The organism is Pseudomonas sp. LBUM1659, from assembly GCF_059716045.1.
Map to the genome: position 1 here is coordinate 6079443 of NZ_CP166797.1, position 19270 is coordinate 6098712.

Sequence of the window (19270 nt, forward strand, 5' to 3'; positions counted from 1 at the left end):
GCGCAACACGCTATACTCCCGCTCTTTTTTCCGGAGCGACGTCATGTCCCTGCCTAGCCTGCGCCTCAAAGCCAACGCCGACCGTCGCCTGCGAAATGGCCACTTGTGGGTCTACAGCAACGAAATCGATGTAGCCGCTACTCCTTTGCACGGTTTCAAGGCCGGTGACCAGGCGATCCTCGAAGCCGCCGGCGGCAAGCCGCTGGGCATCGTTGCCATGAGCCCGAACAACCTGATCTGCGCCCGTCTGTTGTCGCGCGACATCAAATTGCCGCTGGACAAGTCGTTGCTCGTTCACCGCATCAACGTCGCCCTGTCGCTGCGCGATCGTCTGTTTGACAAGCCGTTCTATCGTCTGGTCTACGGCGACTCCGACCTGCTGCCAGGTCTGGTGGTCGACCGTTTCGGCGACATCCTGGTGGTACAGATCGCCTCGGCGACCATGGAAGCCCATAAAGAAGACGTGATTGCCGCGTTGACCCAAGTGCTCAAGCCAAGCGGCATTCTGTTCAAGAATGACTCCGCCGCCCGTGATGCCGAAGGCCTCAACCGCTACGTCGAAACCGTGTTCGGCCTGGTACCGGAGTGGGTGGCGCTGGAAGAAAACGGCGTGAAATTCGAAGCACCGGTCATGCAAGGTCAGAAAACCGGCTGGTTCTACGACCACCGCATGAACCGCGCACGTCTGGCCCCGTATGCCAAAGGCAAACGCGTGCTGGACCTGTACAGCTACATCGGTGGCTGGGGTGTGCAAGCTGCCGCGTTTGGCGCCAGTGAAGTATTCTGCGTCGATGCTTCAGCCTTCGCCCTCGACGGCGTCGAGCGTAACGCCGCGCTGAACGGTTTCGCCGACAAAATGACCTGCATAGAAGGCGACGTGTTCGAAGCCCTGAAAGAGCTGAAAGCCAGCGAAGAACGTTTCGACGTGATCGTGGCCGACCCTCCGGCCTTCATCAAACGCAAGAAAGACATGAAGAACGGTGAAGGCGCCTACCGTCGCCTGAACGAGCAAGCCATGCGCCTGCTCAGCAAGGACGGCATCCTGGTGAGCGCTTCGTGCTCGATGCACCTGCCCGAAGACGATCTGCAAAACATCCTGCTGACCAGCGCCCGCCACCTGGACCGCAACATCCAATTGCTGGAGCGTGGCGGTCAGGGCCCAGACCACCCGGTTCACCCTGCCATCGCCGAGACTCGCTACATCAAGAGCATCACCTGCCGCCTGCTGCCAAACAGCTGATTACGCCGGTTTGACGGGGAGCCGATCGGCTCCCCGTTCTATTATCTGACATTCAACCCTAGAACTTCCTACACTTGCAGTCCTGACGACTTGCAGGACGTTTCTCTGCATTCTTTATTCTAACGAAAACGCCTTACAAAACTCATTCACACTCTCGATTCATCCGACAAAACTACTAGAACATTCCTACTCAATCTCTCCTTGATAAGAGCGCATTAGCAACTATGATTGAGTTGTCACATTGGAGTGACGCTCACTATCAATTACAAGGAGTTCCAAACATGAAAGCAATTACTCTGGAAGCTAACAACATCGCCAACCTGGCTTTTCTGGTTGCGCCAAAAGCCCGCTAAGTAAATGAAGCGCTGGGGAGTGCCGGCTACCCAGCGTTCTCTATGGAACACTCCAGAGCGAACCGCCCACCATGCAGATAAACCCTTATCTCTTCATACTTCCTCGCACGCCAGGTCAAATAGTGTGGGATTACAAAAACCACAAACAGTATGAGTTGGATCTTGAGCATTCAACCCGACTGGCAGAACTTATTAACAAACCGAACAGATTCAATAATAAAAACAGCATAGACATACAACTTCTTGAAGCAGGAATACTGACCACCGCAACACATTCTGTTATTGAGTGGGGCTGGGATGATCTGTCGAAAATATTCCATATCGGCACCAAGAACATTCCCTGCCAACATACCCCACAAAATATTCATGAATGGTCCAGAGAGTATCTGAACCATTGCAGCGAAGTCCTGGCCACACCGACCCCGGACACGCGACTGGCGGAACGCCTGGCAGGCGAGTTGATTACGCTGCCGAAACCTTCATGGCTGCCGGAAGGCTCTCTGGCTAACACACTGATCGACCGAAAAACCTGCCGAACCTTCACCGGGGACACTCTCCCCTTCGAAGCGGTCAGCACGTTGCTTTACTTGTCCCTGGGCTACTTGCGAGAACGTGAAAACGACATCGACGAAACCATTGCAGAAGGACTCGACGCCCGGCGTACAAGTCCTTCCGGGGGTGGGCTGAACGCTTGTGAAGGCTTCCTTCTTGTACAAAATGTCAGCGGCCTGAAGCCCGGGCTCTATGCCTACCATCCAACCGAGCATGCGTTGAGCTACGTCAACCCACTGCCAATGCGACCGTTAGGGCAACTGCTGTGCGGGCAACACTTCATTAATAACCTGCCGGTGGGCCTGTTCATCACCAGTCGATTCGACAAGCTGTGGTGGAAATATGAACACTCGCGCGCTTATCGAATGGCCTACGTTGAAGCCGGACATATTTCCCAGACCTTCCAGCTGGTGGCCACCTCGCTGGGATTGAACACCTGGCTGACCGGAGCGCTGACGGACGATCAGGTCGAAACGCTGCTGGGTCTCAATGACAGCTCAGAGCAGCCTTTGTTTTTTGTCGGTTGCGGCAACAGCGACGGCGACGTGATGTGCAAGGAACTGAAAATGCTGCTGAGCCGTCAGGACTCGCAACCATGACCGGCTCGCTCATTGAACAGGCATCGCTTCCCGCCGGCTGGGCCCAGCGTTTCACCCTCGGCGCCTGGGATAACCGGGCCGCCGTGCGAACCAGCAAGCACACCTATTTATTGCCGCCGGATGTCGAACAGCAACTGGAAACCCGACATTGGTTTCCACCGGCCTTCCTGCCGTACCTGAATCACCCGGCAGTCAAAGAAGCCGGCCGGGCAATCTCTCATCGCATGTCGGCCAATCACCTGGTGTATTTCCTCGACTACACCACCTTGCTCGAACACCGTATCGTCAACCGGTCTATCGAAACCATCGTCCATGGCGAACTCGGTGTGTGCGTCCCCCAACGGATGAAAAAGGCCGCGCTGCAGTTGTACACCGACGAGGGTTACCACGCTCTGTTTTCCAATAGCCTCGCCGAGCAGATTGCCGATCATTACCGCATGGCCGATCGGCCGGTAATGCCGCAGCGAATCACCCGACTGAACGCCCTGCTCGAGCGCACACCCGACAGGCACAAGCCACTGGCCTGGTTCCTCACCGGTTTCGTCTCCGAGACGATCATCGCCAAGGATCTGCTCGACATCTGTCGAGACGCTTTGGTGTGCGGTGTTCAGGAAATGCTCAGGGATCACCTCGCCGACGAGGCGCTGCACAGTCGCTATTTCTCCGAGGTTTTCCACCATCTGTGGCTGCACCTGAACAGCGCTCAACGCCTGTTCTGCGCCGGGCTGCTGCCGGAGATCATTCGGGTTTTCTTTGAGGTCGATGAGCTTTGGCTGAGGGCAAGCTTTCGCAGTGTCGGCCTCAGCGAGACATCCTGTGTAGACATCATCGACGGGCTGTCCGACGCACAAGCCTGCCTGCAACGAGCGCGGTCGGGTGCCAGCGCCACTCTGAACGCCTTGAAAAAAGCAGGGTTCTTCGATCTGCCTCACAACCGGCAACTCTTCACCAAGGCAGGGCTTTTCGATGAATGAAGGACACGATGCAGCCCACGGCAAAAAACAACGGGTCATGGTCATTCTGTTGATGACCATGACGCTGCTTGGGGTTTTCCCTCTCGACGTTGTGCTCCCGTCTTTTCCTGCGCTTTCTGACTATTTTCAGACTTCGTCGTCCGAGATCGCCCTGTCTGTCAGCGTGTTCGCCATCGGTCTGGCATTGGCTGTGGTGCTGGTCGGGCCACTGTCGGACAGGTGGGGGCGCAAGAAGCTGCTGCTGGGAGGCATTGCTATTGCGGCAATTGGAGCAGCTGGTTGCATGGTCGCCAGCGACTTTGGCTGGTTTTTGTTCTTTCGCGTGATTCAGGCGATTGGTTGCGGTTCATTTTCGTTGTCACAGGCGCTGATACAGGACCTGTTCGCCGGTCGAGAACGGGAGCGCATCAGGATCTGGATGGTGACGGGGGGCGGAGTGTTCATTTCAATTTCGCCACTGCTGGGAACCTGGCTGCAATCATGCTTTGGTTGGCAAGGCAGTTTTTATGTCTTCATTGCACTGGCGGTTATTGCCTGGCTCGGGGCCTACCGGCTAATCAAGGAAACTCCGCCTGTCCACAGGGCGCCACACAAGGGGTTTTTCAGTACTTATTGGCGCTTATGCTCGGATGTACGCTTCATGGGTTACTGGTTGATTTCCGCCTTGGGCTTCGCCTGTCATTTTTCGTTCATTGTTTCTTCGCCCATCATTTTCATGGAGCGTCTGGCGCTTTCGCCGTATGAATTCGCCTGGACGTTATTGCTGTATGGCGCGGCGTATGTATGCGGCGGAGTATTAGCCAGCGTGCTGCATCGATACCTGCAAGCCAACACCCAGATCGTTATCGGGCTGGGGCTGATCGCAGTTTCAGGTGGGATCATGCTGTGGATAACTCGCCAGTTCGGTCTTTCTGCTGCGACGGTGTTGATCCCCATGCTGGTTTGCACCATAGGCACCACCATTGCCAGGCCAATCGTCAACTCCAAAGCCATGAATCTCTACCCGGAAAATGCCGGGGCCTCCACCTCGGTCGGCACCATGCTGATTTTCATGTTCGGCGGTGTGACCAGCTCGCTGATCAATCTGATGCCCGAAAACCTGATCACCACTTTGGCTCTGGGCTTCCTGATACTGAGCGTTGCAGGGCTTGGAGTGAACGCAGTGATCAATCACAAGACTCAACAGGCACTCAATACCGGGTGATACGTGCCAGTCGTCATCTCACCCGCTCCGTCTGCACTGGATCAACGCTTCCCGGCATTCCCTCCTGACGCCAGCCGTGTAGAATCGCGACATTCATCGCCAGTCATCCCCCGGCGGGTTTATGAGCTCAAGCTGAAGCGCGCGGCGATCCCGCAAAGTTATCGGCAACTTCCGGACACACGGCCATTTCTGAGTGTTCCAGACGTCAATAGAAGCTCACTTCCCTTTTGATACCTGATTAGCCGCCCGGAGTGCTTCATGCCTGATTACCGCTCGAAAACATCCACCCACGGCCGCAACATGGCCGGTGCCCGCGCACTGTGGCGCGCCACGGGGATGAAAGATGACGACTTCAAAAAGCCGATCATCGCCATTGCCAACTCGTTCACCCAGTTCGTACCGGGCCACGTCCACCTCAAGGACCTGGGCCAACTGGTCGCCCGCGAAATCGAACGCGCTGGCGGTGTCGCCAAAGAATTCAACACCATTGCCGTGGATGACGGCATTGCCATGGGCCACGACGGCATGCTGTATTCGCTGCCGAGTCGCGAAATCATCGCCGACTCCGTCGAGTACATGGTCAACGCCCACTGCGCCGACGCCATCGTCTGCATCTCCAACTGCGACAAGATCACCCCTGGCATGTTGATGGCCTCTCTGCGCCTGAACATCCCGGTGATCTTCGTCTCCGGCGGCCCGATGGAAGCCGGCAAGACCAAACTGGCCAGCCACGGTCTCGACCTCGTCGACGCCATGGTGATCGCCGCAGACTCCAGCGCTTCTGACGAGAAAGTCGCTGAGTACGAGCGCAGCGCCTGCCCGACGTGCGGCTCGTGCTCCGGCATGTTCACCGCCAACTCGATGAACTGCCTGGTCGAAGCCTTGGGCCTGGCATTGCCGGGCAACGGTTCGACGCTGGCCACCCACAGCGACCGCGAGCAATTGTTCCTGCAAGCCGGGCGCACCATCGTCGAGTTGTGCAAGCGTTACTACGGCGAGAACGACGAGTCGGTACTGCCGCGCAATATCGCCAACTTCAAGGCGTTCGAAAACGCCATGACGCTGGACATCGCCATGGGCGGTTCCACCAACACCATCCTGCACTTGCTGGCTGCGGCCCAGGAAGCCGAGATCGATTTCGACCTGCGCGATATCGACCGTCTGTCCCGCCACGTACCGCAACTGTGCAAAGTCGCGCCGAACATCCAGAAGTACCACATGGAAGACGTGCACCGTGCCGGCGGGATCTTCAGCATCCTCGGCTCGCTGGCCCGTGGCGGCCTGCTGCACACCGACCTGCCGACCGTGCACAGCAAGACTCTGGCCGAAGGCATTGCCAAGTGGGACATCACCCAGACTGACGACGAAGCGGTGCATCACTTCTTCAAGGCCGGTCCTGCGGGCATCCCGACGCAAACCGCGTTCAGCCAGTCGACCCGCTATGAAACACTGGACGACGACCGTGAAAACGGCTGCATCCGCAGTGTCGAGCACGCTTACTCGAAAGAAGGTGGCCTGGCCGTTCTCTACGGCAACATCGCACTGGATGGCTGCGTAGTGAAAACCGCCGGTGTCGACGAATCGATCCACGTCTTCGAAGGCAACGCGAAGATCTTCGAAAGCCAGGACAGCGCCGTACGCGGCATCCTCGCTGACGAAGTGAAGGCCGGCGACATCGTGATCATTCGTTACGAAGGCCCGAAAGGCGGCCCGGGCATGCAGGAGATGCTGTACCCGACGTCCTACCTGAAATCCAAAGGCCTGGGCAAAGACTGCGCCCTGCTCACCGACGGTCGTTTCTCCGGCGGCACCTCGGGCCTGTCCATCGGCCACGCGTCGCCAGAAGCGGCGGCAGGCGGTGCAATTGGTCTGGTGCAGGACGGCGACAAAGTGCTGATCGACATTCCGAACCGCTCGATCAACCTGTTGATCAGCGACGAAGAAATGGCCGGACGTCGTGCCGAGCAGGATCAGAAAGGCTGGAAGCCTGTGGAAAAACGTCCACGCAAGGTGACCACCGCACTGAAAGCCTACGCCCTGCTGGCAACCAGCGCCGACAAGGGTGCCGTGCGTAACAAGGCGATGCTCGACGGGCTGTAATACTTAACCGTCGCACAAAAAAATGCCCCGCCAAGTGCGGGGCATTTTTTTGACTAAAATCTCCAAACACTGGAGATCAACTGTAGGAGCTGGCTTGCCTGCGATGCAGACAACTCGGTCTATCTGGCTAACCGCGTCGATGCTATCGCAGGCAAGCCAGCTCCCACATGGACCGTGCTCGTCGCAACGATCCTTTTACCTTTACTGAATCTCCTCCGGCTTCACGATCACCCAGTTCTTGTCCGCCGTAACCTCCAACCCCTCCTTGGCCTGGGCCGCAGCGTTCTTGGCCATCATGCCGTTAATCTGGGTCATGTATTTGTCTTTGCGATTGACCCACAAGTGGATGCCGCCCTTGTTCACGTCGACGCTGTGGAACAGCATGTAACCGTCGCTGCTCGGGGTATCGCCGCCGACCAGCACCGGTTTTTTCCACTGATCGATGTAGGTCAGGATCGCCGCCTGTTTACCGGCCATCCAGGTCGCCGGGGTCCACAGATACGGAGTCAGTTCGAGGCCAAGGTTAGCCTTCTCGTCATACTTGCCAGCGGTGATCTGTTTGCGCGCGGTGGTCAGCTCGCCGGACTTCGGGTCCTTGAGCAGCAGGCTCACGCCGATGACGTTCTGCGGTTTGACGTTGTAGCCGTACTTCGGATCGGAGGCGACCATGCGCACCAGTTCTTCAGAGGCGGCGGTCATCACGTAGACCTCGATGCCGTTCTCCATCAGTTTGTTGTACAGCTCGGTCTGGCCAGTGAAGACTTTCGGCGGGTTGACGTCGAGCTTTTTCACCACGTCGCCTTCGTAATATGTGGCCGGAACCGGTTTGCCGGACGCCATCAACTCGTCGACATAACCTTTGAGTTCTTTAAGCGTGAAGCCTGAGAACACTTGGGCGACCCATGGGTAACACACCATGTCGTCAATTTCGCAGAGGCGGTAGTAGTAACTGAACAGGCTTTCCTTATGGTCGGCCGTGTCTTTGAACGGAATCAGTTTCAGGGAAGGGTCGAGTTTATCGCGGGTGATCAGACCCTTGTTCTCCATGAACGGCAGCAACGACTCTTCCAGGTCGTAGCGGTAACTGGTGTTGTCCATATCGAACACCGCGTAGTTACCTTTGTTGGCGTTGGCGGCAATCATTGCGTCCAGCGCCTTGGCCTGATCGGCTGGCCAGTGTTTCAAGTCGGTGGCGAGTGCCTGGCCGGCAAGGCCCAGGCAAAGTGCTGCAGCCAGTAATTTCGGTACGAATTTCATCGACATGCTTCTCCTTATTAAAAGTCCCTGAATGTGAAAGACATCGACGCTAACAAATAAGTGTGACAGTCCCCGTCTGTCAGCGACCACTACCGTACCCATCGCGCCAGCTGCATCCCTGACAGCGACACCTGCTTATTCCAAAAACGACACTTAACCTCTGTTTTTGATATTAATTCATTAGATATCAAGCTGTTAGGCTTGCCGGCTCGCGGCTGCCCCGGAAGGTAGCTGGCACACGTCTTATCGGAGTTTTCCAATGAATCTGCCGCTGATCCTCAATCTGCTGGTGTTCCTTGCCCTGCTGTTTGGCCTGGCACAAACCCGTCACTCCACCTCGAGCCTGGCGAAGAAAGTCCTGCTCGCGCTGGTGCTGGGCGTGGTGTTTGGCGTGGCGCTGCACACCGTTTACGGTGCCGGCAACCCGGTACTGAAAACTTCGATCGGCTGGTTCGATCTGGTGGGCAACGGTTACGTGCAGCTGCTGCAAATGATCGTGATCCCGCTGGTGTTCGCCTCGATCCTCAGCGCCGTGGCGCGTCTGCATAACGCATCGTCGTTGGGCAAGATCAGCTTCCTGACCATCGGCACGCTGCTGTTCACCACCGCCATTGCGGCGTTGATCGGTATCGGGTTGACCAACCTGTTCGGCTTGACCGCTGAAGGCCTGGTCGCCGGAACCCAGGAACTGGCGCGCCTTCAAACCATCCAGACCGACTACGCCGGCAAGGTCGCCGACCTGAACGTGCCGCAGTTGCTGCTGTCGTTCATCCCGCAAAACCCGTTTGCCGATCTGGCTCGCGCCAAGCCGACCTCGATCATCAGCGTGGTGATTTTTGCTGCCTTCCTCGGGGTCGCTGCCTTGCAATTGTTGAAGGATGACGTCGAGAAAGGGCAGAAAGTGATCAACGCCATCGACACCCTGCAAGCCTGGGTGATGCGTCTGGTGCGTCTGGTGATGAAGCTGACCCCGTACGGTGTCCTGGCGCTGATGACCAAAGTGGTTGCCGGTTCCAACCTGCAAGACATCATCAAGCTCGGCAGTTTCGTGGTGGTGTCCTACCTCGGCCTGGGCCTGATGTTTGTGGTTCACGGCGTGTTGGTGTCGGCGGCCGGGATCAACCCGCTGCGGTTCTTCCGCAAGGTCTGGCCGGTGCTGACATTTGCCTTTACCAGCCGATCGAGCGCCGCGACCATTCCGCTGAGCATTGAAGCGCAGACCAGTCGATTGGGTATTCCTCAGTCCATCGCCAGTTTCGCCGCGTCGTTCGGCGCGACCATTGGCCAGAATGGCTGTGCCGGTCTGTACCCGGCGATGTTGGCGGTGATGGTGGCGCCGACCGTGGGCATTAACCCGATGGACCCGCTGTGGATAGCAACGCTGGTGGCGATTGTGACGCTGAGCTCGGCCGGTGTGGCGGGCGTGGGCGGTGGAGCGACGTTTGCCGCGTTGATCGTGCTGCCAGCGATGGGCTTGCCGGTGTCACTGGTGGCGTTGCTGATTTCCGTTGAGCCACTGATTGATATGGGGCGTACGGCGCTGAACGTCAGTGGTTCGATGACGGCGGGGGCGATTACCAGCCAGATCATGCAGCAGACGGATAAAGAGTTGCTGGATGCAGATGAGCATGCGGAGTTGGCTCACGCTTAAGTCTTCCAGCGACTGGGTGGGCCTCATCGCGAGCAGGCTCGGCGCCTACAGGGTTTAGTGGTGTTCACACAAAACCCTGTAGGCGCCGAGCTTGCTCGCGATGCTTTTAGGCCTTTTCCCAAACCTCGAAGTTGTACGCCGGTTTGTCATCTACAGCAGGATTCGGGGTGTTGGACACCAGTTTCCACTGGCCCAAATCAAACTCCGGAAACCACGCATCTCCTTCCGGGCTCAGCGCCACGCGCGTCAGATACAACCGATCCGCCTGAGCCATCCCCTGCGCATACAACTGCGCGCCGCCAATCAGCATCAGCTCATCGACGCCCTGCTCCTTCGCCCATTCTTCGGCGCGAACTACTGCAGCTTCCAGCGAAGGGTAAACCTCGGCACCTTCCAGCATCAGGTCCACTTGACGGCTGACCACGATGTTCAACCGGCCCGGCAGCGGACGCCCAAGGGAATCCCAAGTCTTGCGACCCATGATGATTGGCTTGCCGAGGGTGGTGGCCTTGAAGTATTTGAAGTCCCCCGGCAAGTGCCAGGGCATGCTGTTGTCGACGCCGATCACGCGGTTTTCACCGAGGGCTGCGATCAGGCTGAGGGGGAGTGATTTAGTCATGCCCGCGAGGATACCAGAGCCATCCGTACCCCGATAAGCGCCACAGCGGTTATGCTCACAGCTCAATGGAGCGATGGGATCGCGCGTGACTGAGCTGACTGGACTGCAAAACCTCTGGCTGACCGAAACCGTGCGCCTGCGTGAAGAGCACGCCGGCCCCCTGGAAGATCTGGAAGCCAACCGACTGGCCCGCAGCGCCGGTGGTGACTTGCCGACACGGATTCAACGGCGGGCCGTTTGGCTGGCCGAGCGTGATGGTTTGGCCAACGCCCTCCAGCACTGGCTGCAAGGCGCGCGACTGGCGCTGATCGTGATGGCGGTGCTGGCCGTGGTCAGCGGCGCCGGTCTGGCCTTTGCCGCGATGGGCGACGGGCAGACCCCGGTGAACGTGTTCTGGGCCTTGGGCAGTCTGCTCGGGCTGAACCTGATTTTGTTGTTGAGCTGGGCGCTGGGCCTTGTCTTCGCCGGCGAACAGGGCGCCACCCTTGGGCGCTTATGGTTGTGGCTCAGTGAAAAACTCGCCCGCGATGCCAAAGCCGCGCAACTGGCCCCGGCCCTATTGCTGTTGTTGCAACGACAGAAACTCAACCGCTGGGCCATCGGCATGCTGGTCAACGGCCTGTGGTTGCTGGCCATGCTCAGCGCCCTGGCGATTCTGCTGACGTTGATGGCCACCCGGCGCTACGGCTTCGTCTGGGAAACCACTATTTTGAGCGCTGACACCTTCGTCGCCATGACTCAGGCCCTCGGCGCGTTGCCGGCCGTGCTCGGCTTCAGCGTGCCCACCGTGGAGATGATCCGCGCCAGCGGCGATGCCGCGCTGAACATCGAAAGCGCCCGACAGGCCTGGGCGGCCTGGCTGGTGGGTGTCCTGCTGATCTACGGGGTGCTGCCGCGTTTGCTGCTGATGCTGTTTTGCCGATGGCGCTGGAAAACCGGCCAAGCGAAGTTGCATTTGGATCTGAACCTGCCCGGCTATGCCCAACTGCGCGAACGATTGATGCCCACCAGCGAACGCTTGGGCATCAGCGATGCTGCGCCAGAGCAACTTCATCGCGTGGAACGCGGTGTCACCGACCAGCAAAGCAACGGCGCCCTGCTGGTCGCCATCGAACTGGATGACCAACGTCCATGGCCGCCGCAACTGCCGAAAACCGTGAGCAACGCCGGCGTTCTCGACAGCCGCGAATCACGCAACCGACTCCTCGAACAATTGAGCCGCTTTCCACCCGCGCGCCTGGTCATCGCTTGCGACCCACGTCGCTCGCCGGACCGTGGCAGCCTGGCGCTGATCGCCGAACTGGCTCGCAATGCCGCTGCCACCCGCGTCTGGCTGCTGCAAGCGCCACCCGGCGAAGCGCTGGATGCCGAACGACTGGGCGACTGGCATGTTGCGTTGCAACAACTGGAGCTGCCGTTCGCCGATTGTGCGCCGCTGAACTGGCTGGAGAGCGGTCATGACTAACGCCTGGAAGGCACCGTTGAAGCTGGCCGTGGTCGGCCACACCAACGTCGGCAAAACCTCATTGCTGCGCACACTGACCCGTGATGTCGGCTTCGGCGAAGTGTCCCATCGCCCCAGCACCACGCGCCACGTCGAAGGCGCACGCTTGTCGGTGGATGGCGAGCCGCTGCTCGACCTCTACGACACCCCCGGCCTGGAAGACGCCATCGCCCTGCTCGACTACCTCGAACGTCTGGAACGTCCCGGCGAACGCCTCGACGGCCCGGCACGCCTGGCGCGATTCCTTGAGGGCAGTGAAGCCCGGCAGCGCTTTGAGCAGGAAGCCAAAGTCTTGCGGCAACTGCTCACCTGCGACGCCGGCCTCTACGTGATCGATGCCCGCGAACCGGTGCTGGCCAAGTACCGCGACGAACTGGAAGTGCTGGCCAGTTGCGGCAAACCGCTGCTGCCGGTGCTGAATTTCGTCAGCAGCGCCCAGCACCGTGAGCCGGATTGGCGCGAAGCATTGGCGCGTCTGGGCTTGCATGCCCTGGTGCGTTTCGACAGCGTTGCACCGCCGGAAGATGGCGAACGTCGCCTCTATGAAAGCCTCGCGCTGCTGCTGGAAAATTCCCGTGAACAGCTAGAGCGATTGATCGCCGATCAACAGGCCCAGCGCCTCGCCCGCCAGCAAAGCGCGGTGCGGCTGATTGCCGAGTTGCTGATTGATTGCGCCGCCTGCCGACGCAGCGTGGCCAGCGATGCGGAGCAGGAACGGCACGCCATCAGCGAATTGCACAAAGCCGTGCGCCAGCGCGAACAGCGTTGCGTTGAAGCGCTGCTCAAGCTTTACGCGTTTCGTCCGCAGGATGCAGCGGCCAGCGACTTGCCGCTGCTTGATGGCCGTTGGGGCGATGATTTGTTCAATCCGGAAACCCTGAAACAGCTCGGTGTACGGGTCGGCAGCGGGATCGCGGCCGGCGCGGCAGCCGGGGCCGGAGTCGACTTGCTGGTGGGCGGCCTGACACTTGGCGCAGCAGCACTGGCCGGCGCGATTGCCGGCGGCGCACTGCAAACCGCGCGCAGCTATGGCAGCCGGTTGATGGGCAAGCTCAAAGGCCAACGAGAACTGACCATCGATGACAACGTTCTGAGGTTGCTGGCATTGCGTCAGCGCCAACTGCTACAGGCGCTGAACACGCGTGGGCACGCGGCAATGGACAGCATTCAGGTCGCCACGCCGCAGGACAAGACCTGGCGCGAAGGCAAATTGCCCGAGGCCCTGAACAAGGCTCGGGCGCATCCGCAGTGGTCGTCGCTCAATCCTCAGGCGAAGTTGAATCAGGCGGAGCGGCAGGAGCAGATTGAGGTGTTGGCGCAGCAGCTTTAAAGTCCGGTAGTTTGCCGTGCCTGACATGGCCCCATCGCATCGGTTCCAAGGCATTACGCAGCCAGCAGGCGCCGCGCTTTTTCTTTCAGAATCGCCAGGTCAATGACCGGCACCCACATTTCCTTGGCCAACTCATCCCACTGGCGCATACGCAAACTGATCTCGCACAACGGATCTTGCTCGAAGGCTTCAGCCTCGGCAGGCATCATCACGCCGCCCTGATACTCCAGCGTGCGACGGCTGGCTTCACTCAAGCGCTGGTAGTACCCAGGCTCCTTAAACGTCAGATAACGCTTGGCCTGCACGTGGTATTCCACCAGTCGCGCCATGCGCTCGCTGAAACCGGCGCGGCGCAAGTAGTCGGCGCCTAGCCGCTCGTGGCTGACCACGCCGAAGCCGCCCATGTTCTCGGCGCTTTCGACACAGATGTGCCCAATGTCGTGAAAAAACGCAGCCAGCACCACTTCATCATCGAAGCCTTCAGCCATCGCCCGTTGCGCGGCCTGAGACATGTGCTCGATCTGTGACACCGGTTCCCCGATGTAGTCGCTGGCGCCAAAGCGTTCGTACAGACCGAATACTTCGGCAATCACCTGTTCGTGGTTGCCCATCATTGCTCTCCCAACAACGTCGCAACGTTACGTTCAGCCATCGCTGGCCCGACGCTCATGCCGACGCCAGTGTGCATCAGCGCAATGCTGACGCCCGGCATCGGTCGCAGGAACGAAAACGGCCCCGGCCCGCGTGATCCATAAACACCCTGCCAGCGCTCGATCACATGTACCTTGCAGCCCAGTGTCTGCTCGGCCAGTTCGATCATCCAGTTGTCCACTTGCTCGGCGTTGAACGGCGACGGATCGCTACCGTAGTGGTGAGAGTCGCCGATGATCAATTCGCCATAGGGCGTGGGACTGATCAGCAGGTGAATGCCGTTGTCATGCAAATGCGGCTCGTCTCGTAGAATCTGCGCCTGCACCGCCGCCGCTTCCGGCAGATCGGCGAAGGCGCCGTAGTGCACGCCACTCAAACCGGTGAGCAACGCGTGTTGCAAGTTGAGGTTGATCTGCGGGCGGGCGCGGAGCATTTGCAGACGGCAGATTTGCGGGTTGAGTGTGGCAATCGGCTCGGCCAGCAAGGTCTGATAATCGTGGCCGGAGCACACGATGATCTGCTCGGCGCTGAAGGTGCCGGCGGTGCTGTGCAAGCGGCCCGGCTCGATGTCGCGGACCAGGGTCGAAAAGTGAAAGGTGACACCGAGTTCGCGGCGCAGGTAATCAATCAGCGCCGGAATCGCCTCGCGGGAATACAGTTGCTGATCGTCCATCCCGTGCAACGCAGCGCGGTGATGGCTGAACTGGCCGCCGTACAGATCACGCAACGCAGCGCCGCGCAGCAACTCGACGCGATAACCGTGCTGCACCGCGCGACCGGCGCAAAAAGCTTCCAGCAGGTGTTCTTCGGCTTCGGTGCGGGCGAACAGGTACGAGCCGTTACGTTTGAGTTGCAGGCCGGCGAGTTGCGCCCATTGGCCCCAGATCTCACGGCTGGCTTTGGCCAGTTCGAGCATCGGTCCCGGCGGCTGGCCGGTGACGAGGGCCTGGCCGAAGTTGCGCACCGAGGCGCCCAAAGGCGTTTCGCTGCGTTCGAAAACGGTGACCTTGAGACCGCGCCGGGCGGCGGCGTAGGCGTGGGCCAGGCCGAGGATGCCGGCGCCGACGATCAGCATGTCGTTGTGGTGTGTCATGGGGTTTGTTCCCTGAATCCAGAACCGCTATCACGAGCAGGCTCGCTCCTACAGGGGAACGCATTCCAATGTAGGAGCGGGCTTGCCCGCGAAGGGGCCCTGTCAGCCGATAAAGATCTTACTTGGCAGCCACTTTTTCGGACTTGCCGTCATAGCGCTTGCGCCATTCGGTGAGAATTTCGTCGCGGTTCTTGGAGGCCCAGGCAAAGTCGTTCTTGATCAGACGTTGCTCGTAATCAGCCGGCAATTCGGTCTGTGGCTTGGCGATCCCGGGCTGGGCGAGAACAGCGAAGTTCTCTTTATAAAGCTCCATCGCCGCCGGGCTTGCCGAGAAGTCAGCCAGTTTCTTCGCCGCCTCTTCATGCGGTGTGCCCTTGATCACAGCGGTCGCTTCGATCTCCCAGCCCAGGCCTTCTTTCGGCAGGATGATGTCCAGCGGCGCGCCCTGACGCTTCAACTGAACGGCCGGGTATTCAAAGGAAATACCGATCGGGAATTCGCCAGCAGCCGCCAGTTTGCAAGGCTTGGAACCGGAGTGAACGTACTGGCCGATGTTCTGGTGCAGGTCGTCCATGTACTGCCAGCCCTGCTTCTCACCGAAGGTTTGCAACCAGGCGCTGACGTCGAGGAAACCGGTGCCGGACGAGGCCGGGTTCGGCATGACGATCTTGCCTTTGTACTCAGGCTTGGTCAGGTCCTGCCAACTCATCGGTTTGGTCAGGCCCTGCTTCTCGGCTTCAACGGTGTTGAAGCAAATGGTCGCGGCCCAGACGTCCATGCCGACCCAGGCTGGCGGGTTGGCGGCATCGCGATAGTTGCCACCGATTTTGCCCAGGTCCTTCGGCGCGTAGCTTTGCAGCATGCCTTGCTGGTCGAGGATTGCCAGGCTCGAAGCGGCCAGGCCCCAGACTGCGTCGGCTTGTGGGCGGGCTTTTTCGGCCAGCAACTTGGCGGTGATGATGCCCGTGGAATCGCGCACCCACTTGATCTCGACATCCGGGTTGGCTTTTTCGAAGGCTTCTTTATAGGTCTTCAGTTGTTCCGCTTCGAGGGCGGTGTACACCGTCAACTCGGTTTGCGCCGCGAAGGCGTTCAGGCTGAAAGCGGTGAGGACAGCAGCGGCCAGGGCCATAGGCTTGAACATGATCTTTTCCTGTTTTTGAGTTGAAAGGCTTTCGGTTTTAGGAGCAGCGAATCAATTGCCGGGCGCCGTTTGCCGCCAGGCCTGGGAGCGACGCAGCAAACCGCGCGAGGCCCAGGCCAGCAGCAGGGACACGCCCGCCGAGGTGATCAGAATCAGGGTCGACATCGCTGCCGCGCCGCCGACGTTGCCGGCGTCGTCCATGTTCAGCACCGCCACCGCCGCGAGGATGGTGTCGGGGCTGTAGAGGAAGATCGCCGCCGAGACGGTGGTCATGGCCGAGACGAACAGGTAGCGCACGATGTCCAGCAGCGCCGGCAGGCAGATCGGCACGGTGACCCGCAGGTAATGCCGATACAGCGGCGCCTTGAGCGACAGCGCGGCGGCTTCGAACTCGGCGTCGAGCTGACGCAATGCGGTGGTGGCGGTCATTTGCGCGGTGGTCAAATAGTGAGCAATGGTGCAGACCACCAGCAGGGTCATGGTCCCGTAGAGCACATGCAGCGGATTGCCGGTGAGGTTGAAGAAGAAGACGTAGCCCAGGCCCAATACCAGTCCCGGCACCGCCATCGGTACGAAACTGAGCATGCGCAGGGTTAGATTGAGTCCGCGCTGACCTTTGGTTTTTTCCATCAGGTAAGCGCCGGTGAAGATCAGCACGCTGCCGATCAACGCCGTGCACAGGGCCATCTTCACGCTGTTGCCGTAGGCCAGCCAACCACCGCCCGCTGTGTCGTTGAACTGGTAATGGTTGAGCGACAGCGACAGGTTGTACGGCCAGAATTTGACCAGCGATGAGAAGATCGCCATGCCGAACACCAGCAGCAACGCCGCGCAGATCAGCAACACGATGGCCAGGTAGCAACCGTCGCGCCGCTTCGATTCTGCAGGTTTGAACACCTGGGCACGCCCGCTCATGGAGTCGCCATGACGTCGACGCAACCACGCATCGACGCCGAAGCTGAACAGCGCCGGCAACAGCAGGACCATGCCGATCAACGCGCCGCGACCGAATTGTTGCTGGCCGACCACGGCTTTGTAGGCTTCCAGCGCCAGCACTTGATAGTCGCCACCGACCACCACGGGCACGCCGAAGTCGGTGATGGTCAGGGTGAATACCAGGCAGAACGCTGCGAATACGGCCTGACGCGTCGCCGGCCAGGTAATGCTGCGGAAAGCTTTCGCCGGACTCGCGCCCATGCTGGAGGCAGCATCGAACAGTCGCGCATCCGCCAGGGACAGCGCCGACAACAGAATCATCAAGGCGTGCGGGAAGGTGTAGATCACCTCGCCGAGCACAATGCCCCAGAAGCCGTAGATGTTGTCCGAGAGCAGACCGCGCAACAGGCCCTGATTGCCGAACAGGTAAACCAGCGCAATACCCGGCAGCATCGACGGCGCCATCAATGGCAGCAGCGAAATCCCGCGCCAGATGCCTTTGCCGGGAATCAATGTGCGTTGCAGGGCGTAGGCAAACAGATAGGCCAGCGGTACGACAATCGCCGCCACGCTGAGCGAAACCTTCAGGCTGTTACCCAGCAACCAGTGGAAATTCTCGCTGGTCACCAACTCCCGCGCGGCCACCAGACCACCGCCCTGCCCGGCTTCGGCGCTGAAGCCGCGCCAGAAGATCGCCAGCAACGGCATCAACACAGCGACGCCGAGCAACACCAGCAACAGGACCTTGCCGCCGACCACGAACACCCGGTCGCCGATTTCAGCGCGGGAGGTCTGCCGAACCTGCTTGTGCGGTATTGGCAGCGCGATGTTCGCGCTCATCAGGCAAACACCTGCAGGCTGCGCGGCGGCAAGGCGACCATGATCTGCTGGGCGCCGAGGCGCGGTATGGCTTCCGGCGCCAGTTCGGCCAGCAACGGGTGACCTGGCAATTGGTCGAGTTCGAAGCTCACACGGCAACGGTTGCCGAGGAAGGTGATTTCGCGAACCTTGGCCGGGAACAGGTTTTCTTCATGCACCAGCGGGTTGACGTTGATTGCTTCCGGACGGCAAAACAAACGTCCCGACGCGGTTTTCGCGCTGCCATTGGCCAGGCGCATGTTCAACCCGCCGACCTGAGCGTGGCTGTCGCTGCTGCGTTGGAACGGCAGCCAGTTACCCTGACCGACGAACTCCGCCACAAACGGTGTCGCCGGGCGGTCATAGATTTCCTGCGGCGTGGCGTACTGCTCGACCTTGCCGTTATTCATCACGGCAATGCGGTCGGCCATCAGCATGGCTTCATCCTGATTGTGCGTGACCATCAGGGTGGTGATGCCGAGGTTGCGCTGCAGTTGACGCAGTTCAGTGCACAGATGCTCGCGAACCCGGGCGTCGAGTGCCGACATTGGTTCGTCCAGCAGCAGTAACGAAGGCGCTGGTGCCAGGGCCCGCGCCAATGCGACACGTTGCTGTTGGCCGCCAGACAACTGACCGGGGTACTTTTTCTCACTGCCGATCAGGCCGACCAGTTCCAGCATCTGACCGACGCGCTTGCGCACTTCGTCGCGACCGCTGCCCGCGAGGCCGTAGGCAATGTTCGCTTCGACGGTGAGATTGGGGAACAGCGCGTAGGACTGAAAAAGAATGCCGTAGTCCCGCGCCTGAGGGGCCAGATGGGAAACGTCGCGATCGCCCAGGTACAACTCGCCGCTGTCTTGTTTCTCCAGACCGGCGATGCAGCGCAGCAAGGTAGTTTTGCCACAACCCGACGGGCCCAGCAGGCACACCAACTCACCGGCCGCCACGTCGAGGGAAACGTTATCCAGCGCGGTAAAAGCGCCAAAGCGTTTCTGCACGCCGCGCACTTTCATCGGGGCGCCGGGGTGGGTCAGGGCAGTTGCAATCGAGTGGTTCATGGACAGGCCTCATCTAGCAGATGAAGGCCATCCTAGGGATGTAATGCGTCCGTCATGTGGCAGTGAGGCAAAAAAGGCTGATAGTGGTATTCAGGGATTTTGGTTGAGGTCATGTGGTGCCTGTACAGGCCTCTTCGCTGGCAAGCC

At 59.7% G+C, this 19270-nt stretch carries 15 protein-coding genes; 8 read left to right on the forward strand and 7 right to left on the reverse strand.

All coding sequences use genetic code 11. From position 1 onward, the window contains the following. Window positions 1-43 precede the first annotated feature (43 nt). The 5 genes from ACA048_RS27805 (at window position 44) to ilvD (ending at window position 7022) form a co-directional block, all read left to right on the forward strand. Window positions 44-1240 (forward strand): class I SAM-dependent rRNA methyltransferase, encoded by a 1197-nt coding sequence (locus tag ACA048_RS27805; protein WP_452628526.1) that lies wholly within the window; start codon window positions 44-46, stop codon window positions 1238-1240. A gap of 424 nt (window positions 1241-1664) precedes the next feature. Then, a complete protein-coding gene (locus ACA048_RS27810) occupies window positions 1665-2744 on the forward strand; it encodes a SagB family peptide dehydrogenase (RefSeq protein WP_497627114.1) in 1080 nt (359 codons plus the stop codon). Next, window positions 2741-3718, forward strand: coding sequence for a diiron oxygenase (locus tag ACA048_RS27815; protein ID WP_497627115.1), 978 nt, complete (start codon window positions 2741-2743; stop codon window positions 3716-3718). The genes ACA048_RS27810 and ACA048_RS27815 overlap by 4 nt, the downstream gene beginning before the upstream one ends. After that, window positions 3711-4922 (forward strand): Bcr/CflA family efflux MFS transporter, encoded by a 1212-nt coding sequence (locus ACA048_RS27820; RefSeq protein WP_497627116.1) that lies wholly within the window; start codon window positions 3711-3713, stop codon window positions 4920-4922. The genes ACA048_RS27815 and ACA048_RS27820 overlap by 8 nt, the downstream gene beginning before the upstream one ends. Window positions 4923-5180: 258 nt before the next feature. Then, entirely contained in the window at window positions 5181-7022 is a 1842-nt protein-coding gene (gene ilvD / locus ACA048_RS27825; RefSeq protein ID WP_131061090.1) for a dihydroxy-acid dehydratase, read from the forward strand. Window positions 7023-7223: 201 nt separating this feature from the next. Here ilvD and ACA048_RS27830 read toward each other — a convergent pair whose 3' ends face one another. Continuing rightward, window positions 7224-8279, reverse strand: a complete 1056-nt coding sequence (locus ACA048_RS27830) for an HAD family hydrolase (RefSeq protein ID WP_497627117.1) — start codon at window positions 8277-8279, stop codon at window positions 7224-7226. A gap of 259 nt (window positions 8280-8538) precedes the next feature. Here ACA048_RS27830 and ACA048_RS27835 point away from each other — a divergent pair, with 259 nt between their 5' ends. Next, on the forward strand, window positions 8539-9930 hold the full coding sequence (locus ACA048_RS27835; RefSeq protein ID WP_497627118.1) for an L-cystine transporter: 1392 nt from the start codon (window positions 8539-8541) through the stop codon (window positions 9928-9930). A gap of 106 nt (window positions 9931-10036) precedes the next feature. Here the strand turns inward: ACA048_RS27835 and ACA048_RS27840 are convergent, their stop codons facing one another. Then, entirely contained in the window at window positions 10037-10549 is a 513-nt protein-coding gene (locus tag ACA048_RS27840; protein ID WP_497627119.1) for a dihydrofolate reductase, read from the reverse strand. An 85-nt stretch (window positions 10550-10634) separates the two neighbouring features. Between ACA048_RS27840 and ACA048_RS27845 the strand changes: the two genes are divergently transcribed. Together ACA048_RS27845 and ACA048_RS27850 are read left to right on the forward strand one after the other, a co-directional pair. Then, window positions 10635-12014, forward strand: a complete 1380-nt coding sequence (locus tag ACA048_RS27845; RefSeq protein ID WP_497627120.1) for a DUF2868 domain-containing protein — start codon at window positions 10635-10637, stop codon at window positions 12012-12014. After that, window positions 12007-13383: a GTPase/DUF3482 domain-containing protein gene (locus ACA048_RS27850; protein WP_497627121.1), complete on the forward strand. Its 1377-nt coding sequence runs from the start codon at window positions 12007-12009 to the stop codon at window positions 13381-13383. Before ACA048_RS27845 ends, ACA048_RS27850 begins: the two co-directional genes overlap by 8 nt. Window positions 13384-13436: 53 nt before the next feature. On the opposite strand, the gene ACA048_RS27855 is transcribed toward ACA048_RS27850, so the two are convergent. The 5 genes from ACA048_RS27855 to ACA048_RS27875 form a co-directional block, all read right to left on the reverse strand. Further along, window positions 13437-13994, reverse strand: a complete 558-nt coding sequence (locus ACA048_RS27855) for a phosphonate degradation HD-domain oxygenase (RefSeq protein WP_497627122.1) — start codon at window positions 13992-13994, stop codon at window positions 13437-13439. Then, the gene (locus ACA048_RS27860) at window positions 13994-15127 is read right to left on the reverse strand and encodes a TIGR03364 family FAD-dependent oxidoreductase (protein ID WP_497627123.1); all 1134 of its coding nucleotides are present in this window, start codon (window positions 15125-15127) and stop codon (window positions 13994-13996) included. Before ACA048_RS27860 ends, ACA048_RS27855 begins: the two co-directional genes overlap by 1 nt. Before the next feature lie 118 nt (window positions 15128-15245). After that, window positions 15246-16271, reverse strand: coding sequence for a putative 2-aminoethylphosphonate ABC transporter substrate-binding protein (locus ACA048_RS27865; protein ID WP_497627124.1), 1026 nt, complete (start codon window positions 16269-16271; stop codon window positions 15246-15248). A 51-nt stretch (window positions 16272-16322) separates the two neighbouring features. Continuing rightward, on the reverse strand, window positions 16323-18047 hold the full coding sequence (locus tag ACA048_RS27870; protein ID WP_497627125.1) for a putative 2-aminoethylphosphonate ABC transporter permease subunit: 1725 nt from the start codon (window positions 18045-18047) through the stop codon (window positions 16323-16325). Continuing rightward, window positions 18047-19123 (reverse strand): putative 2-aminoethylphosphonate ABC transporter ATP-binding protein, encoded by a 1077-nt coding sequence (locus ACA048_RS27875; RefSeq protein ID WP_497627126.1) that lies wholly within the window; start codon window positions 19121-19123, stop codon window positions 18047-18049. The genes ACA048_RS27870 and ACA048_RS27875 overlap by 1 nt, the downstream gene beginning before the upstream one ends. Window positions 19124-19270: the final 147 nt, after the last annotated feature.

Excerpts from the sequence above, each read along its gene's own strand:
- ACA048_RS27805 (WP_452628526.1), top strand. The coding sequence starts at position 44 with ATGTCCCTGCCTAGCCTGCGCCTCAAAGCCAACGCCGACCGTCGCCTG.
- ACA048_RS27810 (WP_497627114.1), top strand. The coding sequence starts at position 1,665 with ATGCAGATAAACCCTTATCTCTTCATACTTCCTCGCACGCCAGGTCAA.
- ACA048_RS27815 (WP_497627115.1), top strand. The coding sequence starts at position 2,741 with ATGACCGGCTCGCTCATTGAACAGGCATCGCTTCCCGCCGGCTGGGCC.
- ACA048_RS27820 (WP_497627116.1), top strand. The coding sequence starts at position 3,711 with ATGAATGAAGGACACGATGCAGCCCACGGCAAAAAACAACGGGTCATG.
- ilvD (WP_131061090.1), top strand. The coding sequence starts at position 5,181 with ATGCCTGATTACCGCTCGAAAACATCCACCCACGGCCGCAACATGGCC.
- ACA048_RS27830 (WP_497627117.1), bottom strand. The coding sequence starts at position 8,279 with ATGAAATTCGTACCGAAATTACTGGCTGCAGCACTTTGCCTGGGCCTT.
- ACA048_RS27835 (WP_497627118.1), top strand. The coding sequence starts at position 8,539 with ATGAATCTGCCGCTGATCCTCAATCTGCTGGTGTTCCTTGCCCTGCTG.
- ACA048_RS27840 (WP_497627119.1), bottom strand. The coding sequence starts at position 10,549 with ATGACTAAATCACTCCCCCTCAGCCTGATCGCAGCCCTCGGTGAAAAC.
- ACA048_RS27850 (WP_497627121.1), top strand. The coding sequence starts at position 12,007 with ATGACTAACGCCTGGAAGGCACCGTTGAAGCTGGCCGTGGTCGGCCAC.
- ACA048_RS27855 (WP_497627122.1), bottom strand. The coding sequence starts at position 13,994 with ATGGGCAACCACGAACAGGTGATTGCCGAAGTATTCGGTCTGTACGAA.
- ACA048_RS27860 (WP_497627123.1), bottom strand. The coding sequence starts at position 15,127 with ATGACACACCACAACGACATGCTGATCGTCGGCGCCGGCATCCTCGGC.
- ACA048_RS27865 (WP_497627124.1), bottom strand. The coding sequence starts at position 16,271 with ATGTTCAAGCCTATGGCCCTGGCCGCTGCTGTCCTCACCGCTTTCAGC.
- ACA048_RS27870 (WP_497627125.1), bottom strand. The coding sequence starts at position 18,047 with ATGAGCGCGAACATCGCGCTGCCAATACCGCACAAGCAGGTTCGGCAG.
- ACA048_RS27875 (WP_497627126.1), bottom strand. The coding sequence starts at position 19,123 with ATGAACCACTCGATTGCAACTGCCCTGACCCACCCCGGCGCCCCGATG.